The 20,199-nt window shown below is 55.0% G+C and carries 18 protein-coding genes; 9 read left to right on the top strand and 9 right to left on the bottom strand.

From position 1 onward, the window contains the following. The first annotated feature begins 97 nt into the window (after positions 1-97). From ACZ5FM_RS01920 to ACZ5FM_RS01895, 6 genes are all read left to right on the top strand, one after another. Entirely contained in the window at positions 98-1,426 is a 1,329-nt protein-coding gene (locus ACZ5FM_RS01920; RefSeq protein ID WP_285200574.1) for a glycosyltransferase family 4 protein, read from the top strand. Next, positions 1,426-2,163 carry an HAD-IIB family hydrolase gene (locus ACZ5FM_RS01915; protein ID WP_312943278.1) on the top strand — a complete coding sequence of 246 codons (738 nt, stop codon included), beginning with the start codon at positions 1,426-1,428 and terminating at the stop codon, positions 2,161-2,163. The genes ACZ5FM_RS01920 and ACZ5FM_RS01915 overlap by 1 nt, the downstream gene beginning before the upstream one ends. A 155-nt stretch (positions 2,164-2,318) precedes the next feature. Next, a complete protein-coding gene (locus ACZ5FM_RS01910) occupies positions 2,319-2,810 on the top strand; it encodes an NUDIX hydrolase (RefSeq protein ID WP_250983621.1) in 492 nt (163 codons plus the stop codon). Positions 2,811-3,001: 191 nt separating this feature from the next. Continuing rightward, the gene (locus ACZ5FM_RS01905) at positions 3,002-4,504 is read left to right on the top strand and encodes an inorganic phosphate transporter (protein WP_464039539.1); all 1,503 of its coding nucleotides are present in this window, start codon (positions 3,002-3,004) and stop codon (positions 4,502-4,504) included. Between the two features lie 19 nt (positions 4,505-4,523). Continuing rightward, the gene (locus ACZ5FM_RS01900) at positions 4,524-5,261 is read left to right on the top strand and encodes a 16S rRNA (uracil(1498)-N(3))-methyltransferase (protein ID WP_464039538.1); all 738 of its coding nucleotides are present in this window, start codon (positions 4,524-4,526) and stop codon (positions 5,259-5,261) included. 127 nt (positions 5,262-5,388) lie between these two features. Next, positions 5,389-6,762, top strand: coding sequence for a glutamate--cysteine ligase (locus tag ACZ5FM_RS01895; protein ID WP_464039537.1), 1,374 nt, complete (start codon positions 5,389-5,391; stop codon positions 6,760-6,762). 150 nt (positions 6,763-6,912) lie between these two features. Here the strand turns inward: ACZ5FM_RS01895 and ACZ5FM_RS01890 are convergent, their stop codons facing one another. Beyond that, entirely contained in the window at positions 6,913-7,209 is a 297-nt protein-coding gene (locus ACZ5FM_RS01890) for a DUF1127 domain-containing protein (protein ID WP_192487065.1), read from the bottom strand. A 146-nt stretch (positions 7,210-7,355) separates the two neighbouring features. Between ACZ5FM_RS01890 and ACZ5FM_RS01885 the strand changes: the two genes are divergently transcribed. Beyond that, entirely contained in the window at positions 7,356-8,309 is a 954-nt protein-coding gene (locus ACZ5FM_RS01885) for a LysR substrate-binding domain-containing protein (RefSeq protein WP_464039536.1), read from the top strand. A gap of 18 nt (positions 8,310-8,327) precedes the next feature. Here the strand turns inward: ACZ5FM_RS01885 and ACZ5FM_RS01880 are convergent, their stop codons facing one another. Both ACZ5FM_RS01880 and katA read right to left on the bottom strand, forming a co-directional pair. Beyond that, entirely contained in the window at positions 8,328-8,945 is a 618-nt protein-coding gene (locus tag ACZ5FM_RS01880) for a TetR/AcrR family transcriptional regulator (protein WP_464039535.1), read from the bottom strand. 170 nt (positions 8,946-9,115) lie between these two features. Then, complete coding sequence (gene katA / locus ACZ5FM_RS01875) at positions 9,116-10,597, bottom strand: catalase KatA (RefSeq protein ID WP_464039534.1); 1,482 nt, start codon at positions 10,595-10,597, stop codon at positions 9,116-9,118. A gap of 154 nt (positions 10,598-10,751) precedes the next feature. Here katA and ACZ5FM_RS01870 point away from each other — a divergent pair, with 154 nt between their 5' ends. Continuing rightward, complete coding sequence (locus ACZ5FM_RS01870; protein ID WP_275640577.1) at positions 10,752-11,672, top strand: hydrogen peroxide-inducible genes activator; 921 nt, start codon at positions 10,752-10,754, stop codon at positions 11,670-11,672. Here the strand turns inward: ACZ5FM_RS01870 and adhP are convergent. The 4 genes from adhP to ACZ5FM_RS01850 form a co-directional block, all read right to left on the bottom strand. Beyond that, positions 11,669-12,694: an alcohol dehydrogenase AdhP gene (gene adhP, locus ACZ5FM_RS01865; protein ID WP_250983613.1), complete on the bottom strand. Its 1,026-nt coding sequence runs from the start codon at positions 12,692-12,694 to the stop codon at positions 11,669-11,671. The two genes, ACZ5FM_RS01870 and adhP, sit on opposite strands and share 4 nt — an antisense overlap. A gap of 124 nt (positions 12,695-12,818) precedes the next feature. Then, entirely contained in the window at positions 12,819-13,220 is a 402-nt protein-coding gene (locus ACZ5FM_RS01860; protein ID WP_192487840.1) for an MAPEG family protein, read from the bottom strand. A 121-nt stretch (positions 13,221-13,341) separates the two neighbouring features. Then, on the bottom strand, positions 13,342-14,847 hold the full coding sequence (guaB, locus tag ACZ5FM_RS01855) for an IMP dehydrogenase (protein ID WP_192487059.1): 1,506 nt from the start codon (positions 14,845-14,847) through the stop codon (positions 13,342-13,344). Between the two features lie 209 nt (positions 14,848-15,056). After that, a complete protein-coding gene (locus ACZ5FM_RS01850) occupies positions 15,057-16,058 on the bottom strand; it encodes an MBL fold metallo-hydrolase (RefSeq protein WP_464039533.1) in 1,002 nt (333 codons plus the stop codon). 201 nt (positions 16,059-16,259) lie between these two features. Between ACZ5FM_RS01850 and ACZ5FM_RS01845 the strand changes: the two genes are divergently transcribed. After that, positions 16,260-17,645 carry an MDR family MFS transporter gene (locus ACZ5FM_RS01845; protein WP_464039532.1) on the top strand — a complete coding sequence of 462 codons (1,386 nt, stop codon included), beginning with the start codon at positions 16,260-16,262 and terminating at the stop codon, positions 17,643-17,645. A gap of 70 nt (positions 17,646-17,715) precedes the next feature. On the opposite strand, the gene ACZ5FM_RS01840 is transcribed toward ACZ5FM_RS01845, so the two are convergent. Together ACZ5FM_RS01840 and ACZ5FM_RS01835 are read right to left on the bottom strand one after the other, a co-directional pair. Next, positions 17,716-18,480: an RlmE family RNA methyltransferase gene (locus ACZ5FM_RS01840; RefSeq protein WP_464039531.1), complete on the bottom strand. Its 765-nt coding sequence runs from the start codon at positions 18,478-18,480 to the stop codon at positions 17,716-17,718. A 12-nt stretch (positions 18,481-18,492) separates the two neighbouring features. After that, positions 18,493-20,046 carry a Ppx/GppA phosphatase family protein gene (locus ACZ5FM_RS01835; protein ID WP_464039530.1) on the bottom strand — a complete coding sequence of 518 codons (1,554 nt, stop codon included), beginning with the start codon at positions 20,044-20,046 and terminating at the stop codon, positions 18,493-18,495. Between the last annotated feature and the right edge of the window lie 153 nt (positions 20,047-20,199).

Here is a 20,199-nt window from a genome sequence, read left to right as displayed (position 1 = left end):
AAACCAGAAACTGCACCATTCCGATGGAACTTTTTCAACGAAGTCGCATTTGCATTCATTAGTTGAAAAATTATACCAAGATGGATGTATATTTCCCATGACCGATCAGGATCGCTATCCAAGGATTGCACTCGTTTCGACCCATGGCTATGTGGCCGCCCATCCCCCCTTGGGCGCCGCAGACACCGGTGGCCAGGTTGTCTATGTGCTTGAACTTGCCCGAAAACTTGGGCAGCTCGGCTACACTGTGGACCTGTATACACGGCGCTTTGAAGATCAGCCGGAATTCGACGAGGTTGACGAACGCGTGCGCGTGGTCCGCATTCCCTGCGGCGGCGGCGATTTTATTCCCAAGGAATATCTGCACCGCCACATGATGGAATGGTGTGAGAATGCGCTGCGGTTCATCAAGAAAAACAACCTCACCTATTCCTTCATCAACAGTCACTATTGGGACGCCGGTGTCGCGGGTCAACGCTTGTCCGAAGCGCTCAAGGTGCCGCACCTGCATACGCCGCACTCCCTCGGCATCTGGAAAAAACGCCAGATGGAGACCGACTACCCGGAGAAGGCAGACAGTTTCGACCTGGAGTTCAACTTCAAGGAACGCATCCAGCACGAACTGATCGTCTATCGCAGCTGCGATCTGGTGATCGCCACGACCCCAATACAATTGGACATGCTGCTTGAGGACTACAATCTCAAGCGTAAGCAAGTGCACATGATTCCGCCGGGTTATGATGACAATCGCTTTTTCCCTGTGTCAGAAGCATCCCGCCAGATGCTGCGCAGTCGTTTTGGCTTCGAGGGAAAAACCGTGCTTGCGCTTGGTCGGCTGGCGACCAACAAGGGCTATGATTTGCTGATTGACGGCTTTTCGGTTCTTGCGGAACGCGAACCGGAAGCTCGCCTGCATCTGGCCGTTGGCGGCGAGAACATGGATCCGCAGGAAACAACAATCCTCAACCAGCTCAAGCAAAGGGTCGAGGATCTTGGTTTGCAGGACAAGGTCGTATTCTCCGGTTACGTGTCAGATGAGGATTTGCCGGATATTTACCGCGCAGCCGATTTGTTTGTTCTCTCCAGCCGTTACGAACCTTTCGGGATGACCGCCATCGAGGCGATGGCCAGTGGCACACCCACTGTGGTGACCATTCACGGTGGTTTGTTCCGGGCGGTCAGTTATGGTCGTCACGCACTGTTTGCCGATCCTTTCGACAAGGAGGATCTGGGCATCACCATGATGAAGCCCTTCAAACATGAAAGGCTGTATGGCCGCCTGTCGCGGATGGGTGCCCACAAGGCTCGCAGCCTGTTTACCTGGACCGGCATTGCACAGCAGGTGCTGGCACTGGTGGAAGGGCGAAGCATGATGCCTGTGCTGGAAGAAGCCGATTGGGCAGAACCGTGGAATGACGGCGATTGATGCGGCTTTTTTCGACTGACCTCGACGGCACGGTTGTCGGAAACCCAGAAGCGACCCGTCGCTTTGCGCGTTTCTGGCATTCCCTGCCTGACGATATTCGCCCGGTACTGGTTTACAACAGCGGTCGTCTGGTGGACGATCAGCTTGCGCTGATTGACGAAACCGGCCTGCCCGAACCGGACTTCATTATCGGTGGCGTCGGCACGATGTTGCACCACAAGACAAACACCAGTCTTTCCGACAACTTCAGTTCGGCCATCGCCGACGGCTTTGATAGCCATTCCGTCGAACGCGTCATGTCCGGTATAGACGGCATAAAGAAGCAGCCGGATGAGTATCAGCATGCGCTGAAATCAAGCTGGTATCTTCACGATTCAACGCAGAATGCGCTTACCGCCATTCAACAGCGGCTGGAACATGCGGGGCTTCAAGCCCAGATTGTGTATTCCAGCAGTCGCGATCTGGACGTGCTGCCACGCAATGCCAACAAGGGCTATGCCGCCCTTTGGCTTGCAAAATCGCTGGGCATCGCACCAAGCGATATCATCGTGGCTGGCGATACTGGCAATGACCGCGCCATGTTTGAAATTCCCGGTGTGCGCGGCATTATCGTCGCCAATGCACTGGATGAACTGCGCCAGCTTGGCAACACAAATGATCGATTGATGATTGCAAAATTACCGATGGCCGATGGCGTTATTGAGGGGCTTACCCGATTGCTGGCGCGTGAAACTTAAATTTCCGGTGGAACGTCGCCGGAATGCCGCAAACAGGATATTGACGGTCCTTTTTCAAGCGCAGACTATCGAGAATCATCATATTTTCATGATTTGCACATAATATTCGACATCGCTTATATTTAAGTATGCCCAAATGGAAGGAAACTCCGTTATTGAACCTGCTCAACCGATTGACCAATGACGTTTATCTCATGCTGCGCCGTCCACCGCGTCAGCAATATGCGGCTTTGTGCTATCGGATCAAGAAAAAGCAGGGCGACGTTGAGATCCTGGTCCTGACGAGCCGCGATACCGGACGTTGGGTTATTCCGAAGGGCTGGCCGATGGACGGCAAGCAGGCTCACACGGTTGCCGCGCAGGAAGCCTACGAGGAAGCTGGCGTAAAAGGTAAAGTCGAAAAGGAAATTCTCGGCTTCTACGAATACCAGAAAAAACTATCCAACGGCATGAATGTTCTTTGCAAGGTACAAGTCCATGCACTGGAAGTTGAAGAGTTGATCAAGAACTTCCCTGAAAAGAACAGCCGTAAACTTGAATGGGTTTCCGTCGAAGAAGCTGCAAGCCGCGTCAATGAACCGGAGTTGAAAACTCTCATTCGTTCTTTCGGAAAGCGTATTTCTACAGTCATTCCAGCCAAAATCTGATAAGAATACCGACTTTGGGGGCCGTCCATATTGATTTTGCGGGCTCCATAAACTAACCGATATTCCCCATCATGATAACGAATGCTTTATCCTGGCGCTCCGTTCGCAGGCCTAGTGTTATCATGAGTTTTCCTACCCTCCCTTAAGCCGCCTGAACCACGGATGAAAGGATACCCGGCATAGAGGTGACGATGGCTATGGAATTGCCAGACTTAACAAAACGTACACTGGACAAAGACCTAGACAAGTTGACCAATGTCGAGGCGGCGACGCATTATCTTGCCAGGCAATTTGCGAATTATGCCACTGCAACGCTGTTTCTGATCGTTGCAGGTTTCTTTGCGGGTGCGTCGGTCAGCAATAGCCCAGGGGTCTGGATCATTATCGCGGCTGGTGCTGTCGGAGCCTACATGGCCGTCAATATCGGCGCCAACGACGTGACCAACAATGTTGGACCGGCCGTAGGCGCAAAAGCCATCAGCATGGGCGCAGCACTTGTGCTTGCTGCCGTTTTTGAAATTGCCGGCGCGCTTTTAGCGGGCGGCGGAGTTGTGCACACGATTTCGAGCGGAATTATCGACACGTCCGACGTCGCCAATGCCGACGTCCTCGTGTGGATCATGATGTCCGCCCTGCTAGCGGCGGCCTTGTGGGTCAATCTCGCGACTTGGCTGAAAGCACCAATTTCCACCACGCACGCGATTGTTGGCGGTGTTGCCGGTGCAGGCATTGCAGCGTCCGGCCTTGACGCCGTTGACTGGATTGCCATGGCGCGCATTGCAGCAGGATGGATGGTCTCTCCGTTGTTGGGCGGACTGGTTGCCATCGTATTCCTGGCCTTCATCAAGGAATTCATCATCTACCGTACCGACAAGGTTGCAGCTGCACGTTTCTGGGTGCCTATCCTGTCGGCAATTCTGGCCGGTGTATTTGCGAGCTATCTGGCCCTGATCGGCGTACAGCAAATCGTGCAGATTTCTGTTGGCACCTCTCTGTTAATCGGATTGCTATGTGCGGGTCTTACCTGGCTTGCCAGCGCACCATTTGTCAAAAAGCAGTCGATAGGGCTTGAAAACCGCAATCAGTCCCTGCGCCAGTTGTTTCAGATACCGCTGATTTTTTCTGCTGCGTTGCTGTCTTTCTCTCATGGTGCAAACGACGTATCCAATGCGGTCGGCCCCTTGGCTGCAATCGTACAGGCCGTTCAGAACAACTCGATGAGCAATGACGTTGACGTGCCGTTGTGGGTCATGCTGATCGGCGCATTTGGGCTATCCTGCGGTATTCTGCTGTTCGGGCCGCGCCTGATCCGGTTGGTTGGTGAACAGATTACCAAGCTTAACCCGATGCGCGCTTTCTGCGTTTCCCTCGCAACAGCGCTGACCGTTCTCTTGGCATCCTGGCTCGGCATGCCGGTCAGTACGACACATACCGCCGTCGGAGCGGTGTTTGGGGTCGGCTTTTTCCGTGAGTGGTACACCCGCAATTCCAAGCGCCGTAAACTTACGGTGCGTGCACAGCCGATCCGCGCAACCGACAATGTGTTTGAAACGGACACCGTGGAAATGCGCAGACGTTATCTGGTGCGCCGTTCGCATTTCATGACCATCATTGCGGCCTGGATGATAACGGTTCCTGCAAGCGCCACTCTTGCAGCCTGGCTTTATTGGGTTATGTTCCGGCTCTTCATATAACGGAATGTAAGAGCAGAAAATGCGCGCCAATTTTCGCATGCAACGTCTTTATGTCGAGGATGCCATTATCCTCGGCACCGGCATTGCCGCCAGCAGTGAACAGTTCAACTATCTGGCCAATGTGCTGCGCATGACGGACGGCGCAGAGGTGCTGATTTTTAACGGCCGTGATGGCGAGTGGAAGGCGCGTCTAGCGTTCCCATCGAAAAAGAAAATCGTGCTGGTGCCACAGGAACAGACCCGGTCACAGCCAGCGCCCTGCGACCTGCATTATCTTTTCGCCCCGTTGAAAGTTGGCCGTATCGATTACCTGATCCAGAAGGCTGTCGAAATGGGTGCGGGCATTCTGCAACCGGTGATGACGCAGCATGTACAGGGCAAGATCACCAATCTGGAACGTTTGCAGGCCAACGCAATCGAAGCCTCCGAGCAATGCGGCATCTTGGCCATTCCTCAAGTGCAACAGCCGCTAAAGCTGCGCGACCTTCTGGAGAACTGGCCATCTTCACGCCGCATCATTTATTGCGATGAAGGCGACGAGGGCCAGAACCCCCTGCCCGCTCTGTCACGTATCAAGGAGCGCCAACTTGCGCTGTTGATTGGCCCGGAAGGCGGCTTTTCCGAAGAAGAACGACAGCTGCTTCGCAACCACCAAAGCGTGACGCCGATACCACTCGGCCCACGGATTTTGCGGGCGGATACGGCTGCTGTTGCCGCACTTGCGGTTATTCAGGCGGCCATCGGAGACTGGCAATAATCAATCCTGGCGATGGCGATTATCGGCATTAAACCATGATTGAAAGAAATTCATTTGCAGAGGCTATCGTCCCGCCCTATCTGGCTTTTTGAATGACAGACAGACGTTGCGCAGTAAGGTTACATCAATGGCTCGCGATACTACCGATCAGACCCCGATCTCCTCAAAACAGGAACTGACAGACTATCTGGCAGGCGGCAACAAGCCGGTTGAGAAATTCCGCATCGGGACTGAACACGAGAAGTTCGTGTTTTTCCGCGACACACATAAGCCTGTGCCCTATTTTGGCGACGCAAGCATTTCCGCCCTGCTCAAGGGCATGGAATCCCGGCTAGGCTGGGAACCAATCATGGACGGCGAAAACATCATCGGCCTTGCCGAACCCACCGGCATGGGCGCTATCTCCATCGAACCCGGCGGCCAGTTTGAACTTTCCGGTGCACCGCTGGAAAATATTCACGAGACCTGCAAGGAATCCAACCAGCATCTTGCCGTGCTACGTGACATTGCAGAGCCGCTGGGCATTCGGTTTCTGGGTATGGGCGGTACGCCATCCTGGAGCTTTGCCGACACACCGCGCATGCCTAAGTCCCGTTATGCCATCATGACCGACTATATGCCGAAGGTCGGCAGCAAGGGTCTGGACATGATGTACCGGACTTGCACGATTCAGGTGAACCTCGACTTCTCGTCGGAAGCGGATATGCGTCGCAAGATGCGCGTCAGCATGAAGTTGCAGTCCCTTGCAACCGCCCTGTTCGCTTCCTCGCCATTTACCGAGGGCAAGCCGAATGGCCAGCTTTCATGGCGTGGCGATATCTGGCGCGATACGGACAACAACCGCTCCGGCATCCTACCCTTTAGCCTGAAAGAAGATTTCGGCTTCCACCACTATGTCGAATGGGCGCTGGATGTGCCGATGTATTTCGTCGTGCGTGACGGAAAATATCACAACTGCACACACATCACCTTCCGCCAGTTCATGAATGGCGCATTGAAGGGTGAAATTGCCGACTGGCAGCCAACACTCGGTGACTGGACAAACCATCTCTCGACGCTGTTTCCGGACGTTCGCCTCAAGCGTTTTCTTGAAATGCGTGGTGCAGACGGTGGCCCATGGCGCAGAATCTGTGCGTTGCCGGCTTTCTGGGTGGGTCTACTTTATGACGACGAGGCCCTGTCGGCTGCCGATGAACTGACCAAGGACTGGTCGTTCGAGCAGGTCAATCAGTTGCGTGACGATGTGCCGACCAAGGCGCTGAAGGCAGAAATTACCGGCCATAGCCTGCTGGATATTGGTCGTGAAGTTCTCAAAATTTCTCACCTTGGCCTGAAAAACCGCAACAGATTGAACGCGGAAGGTCAGGACGAAACAGTTTTCCTGTCCACTCTTGATGAAGTTATCGCCAAGAAGAACACACTCGCAGAAGACATGCTGTCTGCCTATAACGGCCGCTGGAACCAGTCGGTTGCTCCGGCTTACGAAGAATACCAGTACTGAATTTGCGTCAGCAGGGTTGGCTCATCGAAGCATTGAGCAGCAAAGACAATTTGTGACACCGGGCACATAAAAAAAGCCCGGTGCGGCATAGCCTGGCACCGGGCAAAAGCAGGGCTATTGGCAATCACCCTGCGGGGAAAACTCCAAAAATCAGAGCGTCTTGCGAGCGAACCGTTGGGTCGCGTGCACTTCCGCTGCCTTTATTAACTGCTGAGCGGGGTCATCTAGCAAGCCCACATTCAGGGCTTTTAGTACGTCCTGACGAACAATACCGATATCTGCCAACATTCGATCATCGAGATCGGTCAGGCGGTTGACCTGGAAACGGGTCACGAGGTTGCGCCAAACCATATTCACGCGCATGCCGAAGCGGGAAACATTGCGTAGTTCGACACGCTTTTCCGGCTGGCAAATACCGCTTGCAATAATCTGGTCTGCCGTGCTCATGATGAGATCCTTTCCTTGGCACGATTGCGACCATCAGGCTTACTGTCCTGATCGTCATTTAGTTGCACCTTTAATGACGCAGCCCCATTGATCAGTCCAACGAATGTTTTTAATGTTAGTCATCAATGGTTCTTATGGGATGCACCATGTCCGCCCCGCTTGATATCGATCAGCTACACACATTTATCGCCATCGTGGATACGGGCAGCTTTACCAAGGCTGCGGATCGTATTTTCAAAACGCAATCTGCGGTGTCCATGCAGATGCGCCGTCTTGAGGAGCGGATCGGCAAACAGCTATTCACCAAGGATGGTCGCGGCAACCGCCTGACCACCGAAGGTGAGAAGCTGATGAATTATGCGCGGCGCATCATTCGTCTGAATGATGAGGCAATCGCAGCATTCGATGATAATCGTCTGGAAGGCACATTGCGCATCGGCACACCTGACGATTACGCCGACCGGTACATGCCGGAGATTATTGGGCGTTTTGCCAAGACACATCCCAATGTCGAGCTTTACATCGTCTGCGAACCATCCGTCAGCCTGGCGGAAAAGATGGCCCGTGGCGAACTTGATATCGCCCTGGTGACGCACAATCCCCGCGCCCGTATTTCCGATGTGGTGCGCACCGAGCCATTGTGCTGGGTGGCATCCGCCAACCATCCCTTGCGTGACAATGCACCGGTGCCGCTTGCCGTGGGCCGTCGTGACTGTCACTGGCGCCAGCTTGCCTGTTCAGCGCTGGATGCCGATGGTCGCGATTATCAGGTTCTGTTTACCAGTTGGTCGTCTACGGTTATCGCTTCAGCGGTTCTCGCAGGCATGGCGGTTTCGGTCCTGCCGGAATCGGCTTTAAGGACCGGCATGAAGGTACTGACCGCCAGTGATGGCTTCCCGCCACTTCCGCCTGTTCAAATCGGCCTGATGAAACGTCCGGGCATTTCGCCGTCACTTGCCAACGCCATTACCGACCATATCTCGGCCTGCCTCGACAATATTTCACTGACGGCTGTGGCAACCGATGATCTGGATAGTGACGTCAAAAGTTATCCGAAGATGCCGAGGCTGCGGGCCGGACATATGCTGCCGGGTTGGTGAGCGACGGTCTGAACGGTGTTAGATGCTTTGACCGATCAGCACCTTGCACTCCGCCAACAGACGTTGCGCCTCATCCTGATCACTCAGCAGCGACAAGCGCATGCAGGAGCCGAGAAAATAGCTGAGTAGTTTACAGCGGGCTTCATAATCTTCGCCCGGACGTGGACTGCGCAATGATGAGGTGTAACGGATGAAAATCTCTGCCAACCGATAGCTTTGGTCGATGTTCAACCTGGCCAGCGCCTTGTCCATCTCCATGCTCAGCCAGATGCTGAGATAGATGGGGTTTTCGCGGCACTCCTGATAATACCAATCAATTAAAACGAAAACGTGCTGTTTCAGTTCATCCAGTGACGTCGCCTCGTCCAGCGACCGAATGACATGATCTTCGACACGGTTCGAGATCATGTCGAACAGCGCACGCAGGATGGCGGCTTTTTCAGGAAAATATTGGTAGATCGACCCAATTGGAATACCGGCCTCTTTGGCGAGAGCGGTCATGGTCAGGGAACTGACACCGCTTTTGGTAATCAGTCTGGTTGCCGATTCAAGAATGGCATTGACGCGCTGGATGCTGCGATCCTGTTGTGGCGTTTTTCTTGGTTCAATGCGTTCTGGCGTACCACGTCTTGGCATATTGTTTCCCGTCCTGAAACACATGCGGGTAGCTCCCTTGCCACCACAATGGTTGCGATATGGCATGAGCTTTTTTGACGAAAGTTGAACTGCGTTGCGGGCTTTTTAATGAAAACAGCAAAAAGCCGGGCAAAAGCCCGGCTTTCCGTTTTCAACTGGCAGTTTAGTCGTCACTCGGCTGCGCTGATCGTATCGGCCTGATAACCGTGAGCGGCCTTCAGGGCAGCTCTTACACCGGCTTCATAGTCCGGATGAACCTGGCGGAAATGCGCAAGCTGGCGCTCGACGATAAAGCCGGGCACACCACCCATGGCTGCAGCAATGTTGGAGAACAGACGCTGCTTCTGGCCTGCATCGAATAGGTTGAAGAGCGCGCGCGGCTGGCTGTAATCGTCGTTGCCGATACGGTGGTTGTAACGAGCGGCATCACCGGAGATACGCAGTGGTGGCTCCTTTGCAGCCGGCTGTTCTACCGGGCCATTAAACGAGTTTGGCTCGTAATAGGCATCCGGGTTACCGGTCTTGATACCACCGTAAGTATTCATCTGGCCATCGCGATGGTAGTGATGCACGGGACACTTCGGAGCGTTGACCGGAATGTTCTCGTAGTGGGTACCGAGGCGGTGACGGTGGGCGTCCGCATAAGAGAACACGCGCGCCTGCAGCATCTTGTCTGGCGAATAACCGATGCCTGGCACGATGTTGGACGGCGAGAAAGCAGCGTTTTCGATTTCGGTGAAGTAGTTGTCCGGGTTACGGTTCAGCTCCATCACGCCGATATCGATCGGTGGGTACTCGGCATGTGGCCAGACCTTGGTCAGATCGAACGGGTTATAGGATGTCTTTTCGGCATCCATTTCCGGCATGATCTGAACCTGTACAGTCCAACGCGGATATTCACCAGCTTCCAGTGCGTTGAATAGGTCTTCCTGCGTCGACTCGCGGGTTTTACCGATAACGGTTTCGGCCTCTTCATTGGTCCAGTGCTTGTGGCCCTGCTGGGTCTTGAAGTGGAATTTTACCCAATAACGTTCACCGGCATCATTCCAGAAGGAATACGTGTGTGAACCATAACCATTGATGTGACGAACGTCGGTTGGCAGACCACGGTCGGACATCAGGATCGTCACCTGGTGCAGGCTTTCAGGCGACAGCGACCAGAAATCCCACATGGCAGTTGCCGAACGCATATTAGTACGCGGATGACGTTTCTGCGTGTGGATGAAATCAGGGAACTTGACTGGATCGCGGACAAAGAACACCGGCGTATTGTTGCCGACAAGATCCCAGTTGCCTTCTTCGGTGTAGAACTTGATGGCAAAACCGCGCACGTCACGTTCGGCGTCGGCAGCGCCCTGCTCACCGGCCACTGTGGAGAAGCGCAGGATCAACGGCGTCTCAGCGCCCGGCTGCAAGGCCTTGGCCTTTGTGTAACGGGAGATATCGCCAGTGATCTTCAACGTGCCATAGGCACCCCAACCCTTGGCGTGAACGGCACGCTCAGGAATACGTTCACGGTTCTGATGTGCCAGTTTTTCAATCAACTGGTAGTCCTGCAGCAGAAGCGGGCCACGCTCGCCTGCACTCAGGGAATTCTGGTTATCAGGAATTGGTGATCCTGCGCTGGTTGTCATTGTCGGGCGATCAGCCAAGATTTCCTCCTTTTGGGTTCACTCTCGATGGCAGCAAGTCACCGGCAATCGGGCCGGACGCTTGTCTAGAATACTTCTAACACTGGTTTTTTGGCATCCCCTTTCCATAATTTCCAATTGTATTTACGTTCATTTCCGATAGGATTTTCCTATCATGATTACACTTCGGCAAATGCGGTATTTTGAAACTCTGTCCAACACACTTCACTTTGGAAGAGCGGCCCGTGCAGCCAACATCAGTCAGCCAGCGCTATCGGCCCAGATTATGGAGATGGAGAACCATCTCGGCGTAAAGCTGGTAGAGCGGAGCCGCAGCGGGGTCATTATAACCCAAAAAGGCATGGAAATATTACAGCATGCCCGGGCAATTCTTGCTGAGGTCGATCAGCTTGAGGCAACGGCCCGCAAGGGGTCGGGTGTGCTGGAGGGTCCGGTTCGTATCGGCATCATTCCAACCATTGCACCTTATCTTGTGCCACAACTGATACCGCGACTGCGCCAAACCTATCCACGCATTGAAATCGAATTGAAGGAAGCCGTCACAGACCGGCTGCGCAGTGACCTGCTTGAAGGTAAGTTGGACGCGGTGATTGCTGCCCTGCCGCTGGATGACGAATCACTTGCCAGCCAGGTGCTGTTTACGGACCGCTTTTACATGGCCGTTGCCAGCAATGAAGACAGCGTGCTCTCCTCCCCGATGACCGAAGCGCAGGTCGACATGAACAGGTTGCTGCTTCTGGAAGAAGGTCATTGCCTGCGCGACCAGGCACTGGCGGTGTGTGGCACAGCCGGCAAACGTAGTCTGGTGAATTTTGGTGCAACGTCGATGACCACGCTGCTGCAGATGGTGTCCCACGATATGGGCATGACACTTATTCCCGAGATCGCGGTACCCTTGGAAACCAAACGCAACAATCTGAGGATCGTTGCCTTTGCCGAGCCGCAGCCATCCCGGCAGATTGGCCTCGCCTGGCGACGCTCCAGCGCCCGTGCGGACGACATGGCGGCACTGGCACAGATGATAACAGCCTGTGCTTCGAAAGAAACACAGGCTGTCGGACATGTGAAAGACTAGTTCAGATCGACAACGATACGGCCGTCGATCTTGCCTTCCTCCATGCGGTGGAAAATATCATTGATGTTTTCCAGCTTGTCCCATGAGAAGTGGGCGGCCACCTTGCCCTCACCTGCAAAGGTCAGGGATTCCTCAAGATCCTGTCGCGTACCGACAATCGAGCCGCGCACTGTAATGCGCTTCAACACCGTATCGAACACCGGCAGGGAAATGTAACCCGGTGGCAGACCGACCAGCGCCATCGTGCCCTTGGAACGCAGGAAACCAAAGGCCTGCTCCATAGCCTTCGGCGAAACGGCTGTTACCAATGCACCGTGAACACCCTTGGTTGCTTTCTGCACTTGCTCAATCGCATCCGGCGCCTTGCCGTTAACGACGATATCCGCACCGAGCTTTTTCGCCAGTTCCAGCTTGTCGTCAAAAATATCAGCTGCAACCACATGCATGCCCATAGCCTTTGCATATTGCACCGCCATGTGGCCAAGACCGCCGATACCGGAAATGACCACCCATTCACCGGGTTTCACCTCGGTTTCCTTCAGGCCTTTGTAGACGGTCACACCGGCGCACAGCACGGGAGCCGCAGGGCCGAAATCGAGATTGTCAGGCAGACGGCCAACATATTTCGGATCGGCAAGGCCATATTGCGCAAAGCTGCCATTCACAGAATAACCGGAGTTTTTCTGTTCGGCGCACAATGTCTCCCAGCCGGTGCGGCATGGAACGCAGCAACCGCAGGCACTGTAGAGCCAAGGCGTGCCAGCACGGTCACCTTCCTTGATGCCGGTTACGCCAGCGCCAATCTTGGCGACATAACCAACGCCTTCATGGCCGGGAATAAAGGGTGGATTGGGCTTAACCGGCCAGTCACCGTTTGCTGCGTGCAAATCCGTGTGGCAAACGCCGGTCGCCTCATATTTCATGAGGATTTCGCCGGGGCCCGGATCGGGAATTGGCACCTCTTCAATAGAAAGCGGTTTGCCAAATTCCCTGACGACTGCGGCCTTCATCATTGCTGCCATTTGTCTTGCCTCCTTCAACCATAGAACGGTCGAAGGATAGAACAACAACATTCAGTAGAGTTGATCTATCGCAAGAGAAAACGGTTTCGTTTCTCACAGTGTCGCAGTTTTGCGGCAGTCGCCACTATTCAAATGCCAGCCAAATTACCATCCAGCCCCACATGCAGACCAACGCGGCAAAGCCGATGGCAAATGCCGGTGCACGATAACGCAGGCGGTTGCTGGTGACATGAAAGTAGGAATGGGCGTAACGCGAAAGCACAAAAATCCATCCCAGCACGATAGTGACGATATTGTCCGCATCAGTGATGTAGAGCAACAAGCATGCCGCGTGGAACAGCACGGGAAGTTCGAACTGGTTGGCAATATTCTTGTTGACCAACTGGCTCTCGCGCGCCTCCTCACCGGCATCCCTGAAACGGCGCGCCGCTTCCGCGTTGAGGAAGGTGTATTTTTTCCGTCGAATGAAAAGCAAGCAATAAAGACCGAAAACAAGGAAAGCATGCGCAATCATCGGCCAGAACATTGCGGTTGTGGGTGACATGCGGGTTCTCCTTCATCGGTATTCATAGTTACGCTCCCTGACCCGATCTGGATCAGGGAGCGCACAAAAATTCAATTGGCCGTCAACCTAGCCTGCGTAAGGATCAAACGCTGCCCGGATAATTCGGGCTCTCGCGGGTAATCGTCACGTCATGGGCGTGGCTTTCGCGCAGGCCGGCACCGGAAATACGAACAAATGTCGCGCGGTCCTGGAATTCAGGAATGGTTGCGCCACCGACATAGCCCATAGCAGCCTTCAGGCCGCCTGCCAGCTGGTGCAGAACGCCGGAAACCGGGCCCTTGTACGGAACCTGACCTTCAATGCCCTCGGGAACCAGCTTCAGAGTGTCGCGAACTTCGGCCTGGAAATAACGGTCTGCGGAACCGCGTGCCATTGCGCCAACGGAGCCCATGCCACGGTAAGCCTTGAAGGAGCGGCCCTGATAGAGGAACACTTCGCCTGGGCTTTCATCCGTACCGGCCAGCAGCGAACCGATCATCACGGCAGATGCACCAGCAGCGATAGCCTTGGCGAGGTCGCCGGAGAACTTGATACCACCATCGGCGATCACAGGGATGTCCAGGGACTGTGCTGCATCAACGGCCGACATGATGGCTGCAAGCTGCGGAACGCCAACGCCTGCGACGATACGTGTGGTGCAGATCGAACCTGGGCCGATACCAACCTTGACGGCGTCAGCACCTGCATCGATCAGCGCCTTGGTGCCGTCTGCTGTCGCGACGTTACCGGCGATGATGCGAACAGCGTTCGACATCTTCTTGACCTGTGCAACAGCGTCGAGAACGCGCTGCGAATGGCCATGGGCGGTGTCAACAACAAGGATGTCCACGCCGGCATCGATCAGGCGTTCTGCACGGTCACGTGCGTCATCGCCAACGCTGATGGCAGCTGCGGCACGCAATCGACCCTGCGCATCCTTTGTCGCATTCGGGTTGAGCTGCGACTTTTCGATGTCCTTGACAGTGATGAGGCCAACGCAGTTGCCCTGGGCGTCTACCACGAGCAGCTTTTCAATGCGGTGCTTGTGCAGAAGGCGACGCGCTTCCTGCTGGTCAACACTGCTTTCCTTGACCGTCACGAGGTTTTCGCGGGTCATCAGTTCGTAGATTTTCTGAGCTGGATCGGAAGCAAAACGAACATCACGGTTGGTGAGGATACCAACCAGACGGCCTGTTTTGTGGCCGCCCTGACCGCCGTTTTCGACAACCGGAATACCGGAAATGCCGTGTGCCTTCATCAGGCTCTGGGCTTCAGCAAGGCTGGCATCCGGACCGATAGTGACCGGGTTTACAACCATGCCGCTTTCGAATTTCTTCACCTGACGAACTTCTTCAGCCTGTTCAGCAGGGGTAAGGTTGCGGTGGATAACACCGATACCACCGGCTTGTGCCATGGCAATCGCCAGGCGGCTTTCCGTGACGGTGTCCATTGCGGAGGAAAGAATAGGCAGGTTCAGGTCGATATCACGTGCGATACGCGTCGAAATATTCGTCTGGCCCGGCATCACTTCGGAGTGTCCCGGCTGCAAGAGCACATCGTCGAAAGTGAGGGCGTCCAAACCTGTGGGCGTTTGAATAATGCGTGCCATGCCAATTTCCTTCATTAAAGAATAGGGTATCCGCCGGGAGGAATCATCCACCGGTGGTTTCACAAGGAGTTCTTGGAAGTTGGCGAGGGCTGGTAACACGTCTATGACAGGAAGGAAATAGCAAAAACCCGGATTCATGAATCCGGGCCTGCTGATCAGCTCACACTATTATGCATAGCTCGTTGTGTTTCAACCAAAACGGGAGGCTATTACAGGTCAAATTGGTAGGACTTCGGCACGAACCTGTAGCCCTGGTCCTGCTTTTCGACATAACCGACGGAGGGGAATGGCATGTGGTACCCGAGGAATGCCAGCTTGTCGGTCGCAATCATATCAAAGACTTTTTTGCGGGTTGCCGCAGCGGCAGCCTTGTCCATGTCGAAACGCACTTCCCATTCCGGACGCTGCAACGACAGCACATAATGGTTGGCTGTATCAGCGGTCAGAACAAGTTGGCGACCTTCCGACTCCACCCGAAAAATCATATGGCCGGGAGAGTGGCCGAAAGCCTCGATACCGGTAATGCCTGAGACAACTTCAGCACCTTCACCGATAAAGGTCATCTTGTCTGCCAGTGGCTTCACCTTGCCGAGCACACCCTTGTGGCCGTTTTCGGCAGGAGTTCCGACGCGAGCGTCGCTGGTCCAAAAATCATATTCGACCTTGCCTGCCACATAACGAGCGTTGGGGAATGCCGGTGCGTCTTTCTCCATCAGGCCGCCAATATGGTCGCCATGCATGTGGGTCAGGACAACGATCGAGATATTCTCGGGCTTGTAACCAGCTGCAGCCAGGCCTTCCTGCAGGCGTCCATTGCCGTTGGCGCGGCCAGCCTCACCAAAGCCGGTATCAAACAGCACGCGCTCGGACCCGGTATTGATCATGACGGGTGCAAAGCTGTTGACGAACTTGTCCTTGGGAAGAAAGTTCTCTTCCAAAAGTGCGCCGACCGCTTCGGCAGACTGGTTGGTGCCAAAGGTTTCGTTTGGCGGTCCCGATACGGCTGCACCGTCCTTGATGACCAGAACCTCGAAATTGCCAAGCTTGAAGCGATTTGTTTCCGGCCCCATAGCGTGGTTTATCTCCATGGATGTTTGTGGTTGCGCGGTTTGCGCCATCGACGCACGCGCCATGATAAACGGAGCAGCCAGTACACCTGTTCCGGCAGATCCCAGAAGTACGCGTCTGCCGATTTTTGAAATCTCAGCCATTGTCCTGTCTCCTCAAAAAAATGTCCGTTTTCATTTGGACAGGAGTATGCAGACAAGACTAAGACGTTGATACCACTTAGATGAAACATCACACACACGTGATGGATGTCAAATCAATGACAAAGCAATTGGCATTAGCCCACATAGAAACTAAACACACACCGTGTGAACCTGATCACAAGCGCAGCGCAGGCATTTCCCATGAACCGCATCATACCGCTTATTCTTGCCGTGGCATTGTTCATGGAGCAGATGGATTCCACCGTTATTGCAACAGCCTTGCCGACTATTGCCCAGGACCTCAATGTCGGGCCGATTACTCTCAAGCTGGCCCTCACCTCCTACATGGTGGCATTGGCAATCTTCATTCCGATCAGCGGATGGATGGCTGACAAATTTGGCGCCAAGACCATCTTCCGGCTGGCCATCGGCGTCTTCATGGTGGGTTCGCTGTTCTGTGCGGTATCCGGTTCATTGGCAGAATTCGTGCTTTCGCGCTTCTTGCAGGGCATGGGCGGCGCAATGATGACGCCGGTTGGTCGTCTCGTCCTGTTGCGCACAACAGACCGCAAGGAACTTGTATCGGCCATGGCCTTGCTCACCATCCCAGCGCTGCTTGGCCCGCTGACGGGACCACCGGTTGGCGGCTTCATCACGACCTATTTTTCCTGGCACTGGATTTTCCTGATCAACATCCCGATCGGTGTCGCCGGTATCGTGCTGTCCAGCATATACTTGCCGGTGATCGAAACCACCAATCCGCCGGCCATGGATGTGAGAGGTTTTATTCTGTCATCCGTCGCCGCATCGGGCGTGGTTTTCGGTGTTTCGGTTATCAGCCTTCCCGCTCTGCCGCCGACCATCGGCATCGTCTCAATTCTCACCGGTATCGTCGCTGGCGTGCTTTACGTGATTCATGCCCGCAGGCACCCGGCTCCGATCCTCGACTTCAAGATTTTCCAGAATACGACATTCAGGATAACCTCGGTCAGCGGCACGATCTTCCGTATCTCGACCGGTGCCATTCCCTTCTTGATGCCGCTGATGTTGCAGATCGGGTTCGGATTGAATGCATTTCAGTCCGGCATGGTGACCTTTGCGGGCGCGATCGGTGCCATCACTACGAAGTTTATTGCAAAGCGGATGTTCGCCGCGACGGGGTTTAAGACCACATTGATTGTCGCCTCGGTAGTTGGCGCGTTTACAACAGCGGCCAATGCGCTGTTTGTGCCAGAAACACCGCACGCGATCATCATCAGTGTTCTTGTCGTATCTGGTTTTGCCCGATCGTTCTTCTTCACCGGCTCAAATGCGCTGAGCTATTCGGAGATCGACAACAATCAGGCCAGCCAGGCAACATCCATGTCGTCGGTTCTGCAACAGATCAGCCTTGCTCTGGGCGTGGCGTTTGCGGCGACCATTCTGGAAGTCAGTGCCGCATTGACCGGTTCGCACCTGCAGCTTGCGGACTTCCATCTGGCATTCGTGATTGTCGCGGCATTTTCGCTTCTCGCCCTGATACCGCTGTTCCGCCTGGATAAAAACGCAGGTGAAGCAATATCCGGGCATCGTCCGAAAATCAGATAACAACGGAAAACAACACTGCGCAGCGCTTTAGAAAGGGCTGCGCAGCCATTAAAGATCGAAACGTTTTCGCTTAGACGTCTTCGTCGGCGTCCTGCTCCAAAGTATCGCGCTCGTCGGCATGGTGGACGGCCACACCTGTATCTTTTCGACCCTTGAAGCCCTTGGCCAGCAGGAACATTTCTACCGACTCGGAGCGCGATGACGCAGGTTTGATATGTAGAACCTGTTTGAAGTTGCGCTTCAACAGATCAAGCAGCGACTTCTCCGTGCCACCCTGGAAGGTTTTTGCAAGGAAGTGTCCGCCTTCAGCCAACACCTCAATGGCAAAGTCCGCCGCGACTTCGCATAGATGCATGGTGCGAATATGGTCGGTTTTCTGATGGCCCGTGGTCGGCGCTGCCATGTCCGACAATACCAGATCCGGTGTGCCGCCGATTGCTTCCTTCAGCTTTTCTGGCGCAGTCGGATCAAGGAAGTCGAGCTGCAACAGACGAACGCCCGGAATAGGATCGACCTCAAGGAAGTCGATCGCGGCAACGCGGATATCGTCTTCGGTCGAATCCGTAACCTTGGCGGCAATCTGCGACCAGCTGCCCGGAGCGGCACCCAAGTCGATAATGCGGGTCGCACCCTTCAAGATCTGATGTTTGTCGTTGATCTCGAGAAGCTTGTAGGCTGCGCGGGCGCGGTAGCCTTCCAGCTTGGCGCGTTGCACATAGGGGTCATTGATATGGCGTTCAATCCAACGGCGCGATGACGCCTTGAGTTTGGTTTTTTTCACCTTCTGGCCAATTTTGCGGCCGGTGCGATTGCTTCCGACTGGAGGCTTACTCATAAACTTTGTTCCTTATCTCGCACCGTTTTGCTGGCGGCGGAGACGATTGCGTCGCCACGCGCCATCATCCGCCATCATATCGGTCAACAGGCCTTCACGCAGCCCGCGGTCCGCGACCCGCATACGTCGAGCTGGCCAGCGGCGACGGATGGCCTCCAGAATAGCGCAACCCGCCAGCACCAGATCGGCACGATCCGGGCCAATGCAGGCATTGGCGGCACGGCCGGCAAAATCCCAATCCAGCAGCTTGTTCTGCATAGCTGTCACTTCGCGGTCCGACAACCACAATCCATCCACCTTGCGGCGATCATACCGTGGCAAATCCAGATGGACACCTGCCAGTGTGGTGACCGTGCCTGAGGTGCCGATCAGGTGGAAATCTTCCAGTACGTCGCTTGCCGCAAATGGCGGGCACACGAACGAATCGAGAAGGCCTTCAACTTCGGTCACCATCGCAGAAAACACCTGCGGTGTAACATCGCGACCACCGTGACGTTCCGACAGGGTGACCACGCCAACCGGCAGCGATGTCCAGTGGGTGATGTGGTTGGCAAGACGGTTGGAGCGATTTTCACCAACGCGGATAACGGCAATTTCCGATGAACCGCCACCGATATCAAACAGCACAACCGAGCGAGCATCACGGCCAATCAACGACGAGCAACCGGAGACAGCAAGACGCGCTTCAGTTTCACGGCTAATGATTTCGAGGTCCAGGCCGGTCTCGCGGGTGACGCGGGAAAGGAACTCCTCCCCGTTTTCGGCAGCGCGGCAGGCTTCGGTCGCAATCAGGCGCATGCGCCGGATGGGACGCCCCGACAGTTTTGCAGCACAAACGCGCAGTGCTTCCACGGCACGGTCCATCGCTTCATTAGAAAGGCGGCCGGTTGAAATCAGCCCCTCTCCCAAGCGCACGATACGCGAAAAGGCATCAACCACACGGAACTGGCCGGGACGCGTTGGCTGGGCAATCAGCAGGCGGCAATTGTTGGTGCCGAGATCAAGCGCCGCATACATATCGGCGGCCTGATCCGCATCACGGTCATGGCTGTGCTGGCGCTGGCCATGCCGGTGACCATCACCACGCGATGTCGATCCCGTTCCGTCCTGCCCGGACGACTGGCCTTGCGGCTTGCCGTTCTTGGCAACATGCGTCGGAACCAGCGGCCGGCCTTGCGGCCCGCGGTGTCCACGGCGACGGTCGCGAGATTTGCGTCCCTCGGGTGAACCGGCATTTGGTCCCGCCGCCTTGGCGGCCTGGCCATTGGCTTGCGCACCATCGTTGGTAGATTTTGTTTCTGGATTGGAATTTTGTCCGCTGCCGCGCGAACGCCTGCGCCGTTTGCGCTTGCGCTCACCGGCATCCTGGCCGGGTGAGGTTTCATGCTGAGAATCAGCATAGGAACCGACGACAACAACCGGCGTAGCAACTTGGGCGCCACGGTTAGTACCGTTGCGCTTGCCTTTACCACGTCGAGAGCGTTTCGCTCTGCTCTTGTTTACCGTCGACGCCCCTGATTCTGACGGCTTTTCGCCGCTGCCGGGGTCAGTCACTGTCTTGTCCATTTCGCCGCGCAAAGCGAGAAGCAATGCCGCAGGCGTTTAAAGGTTTCGTTGGGCAGAACATACCAGCACACGGCATTTTAGCCAACCGTTTTTTGTTTTGCCCAATGGCGGCGGCAGCCTGACACCACAACCGCAATCACAAAAAATCAGTGC

Source organism: Agrobacterium sp. 5Ca50 (genome assembly GCF_055381905.1).
This window is presented reverse-complemented; position numbering and strand designations above follow the sequence as displayed.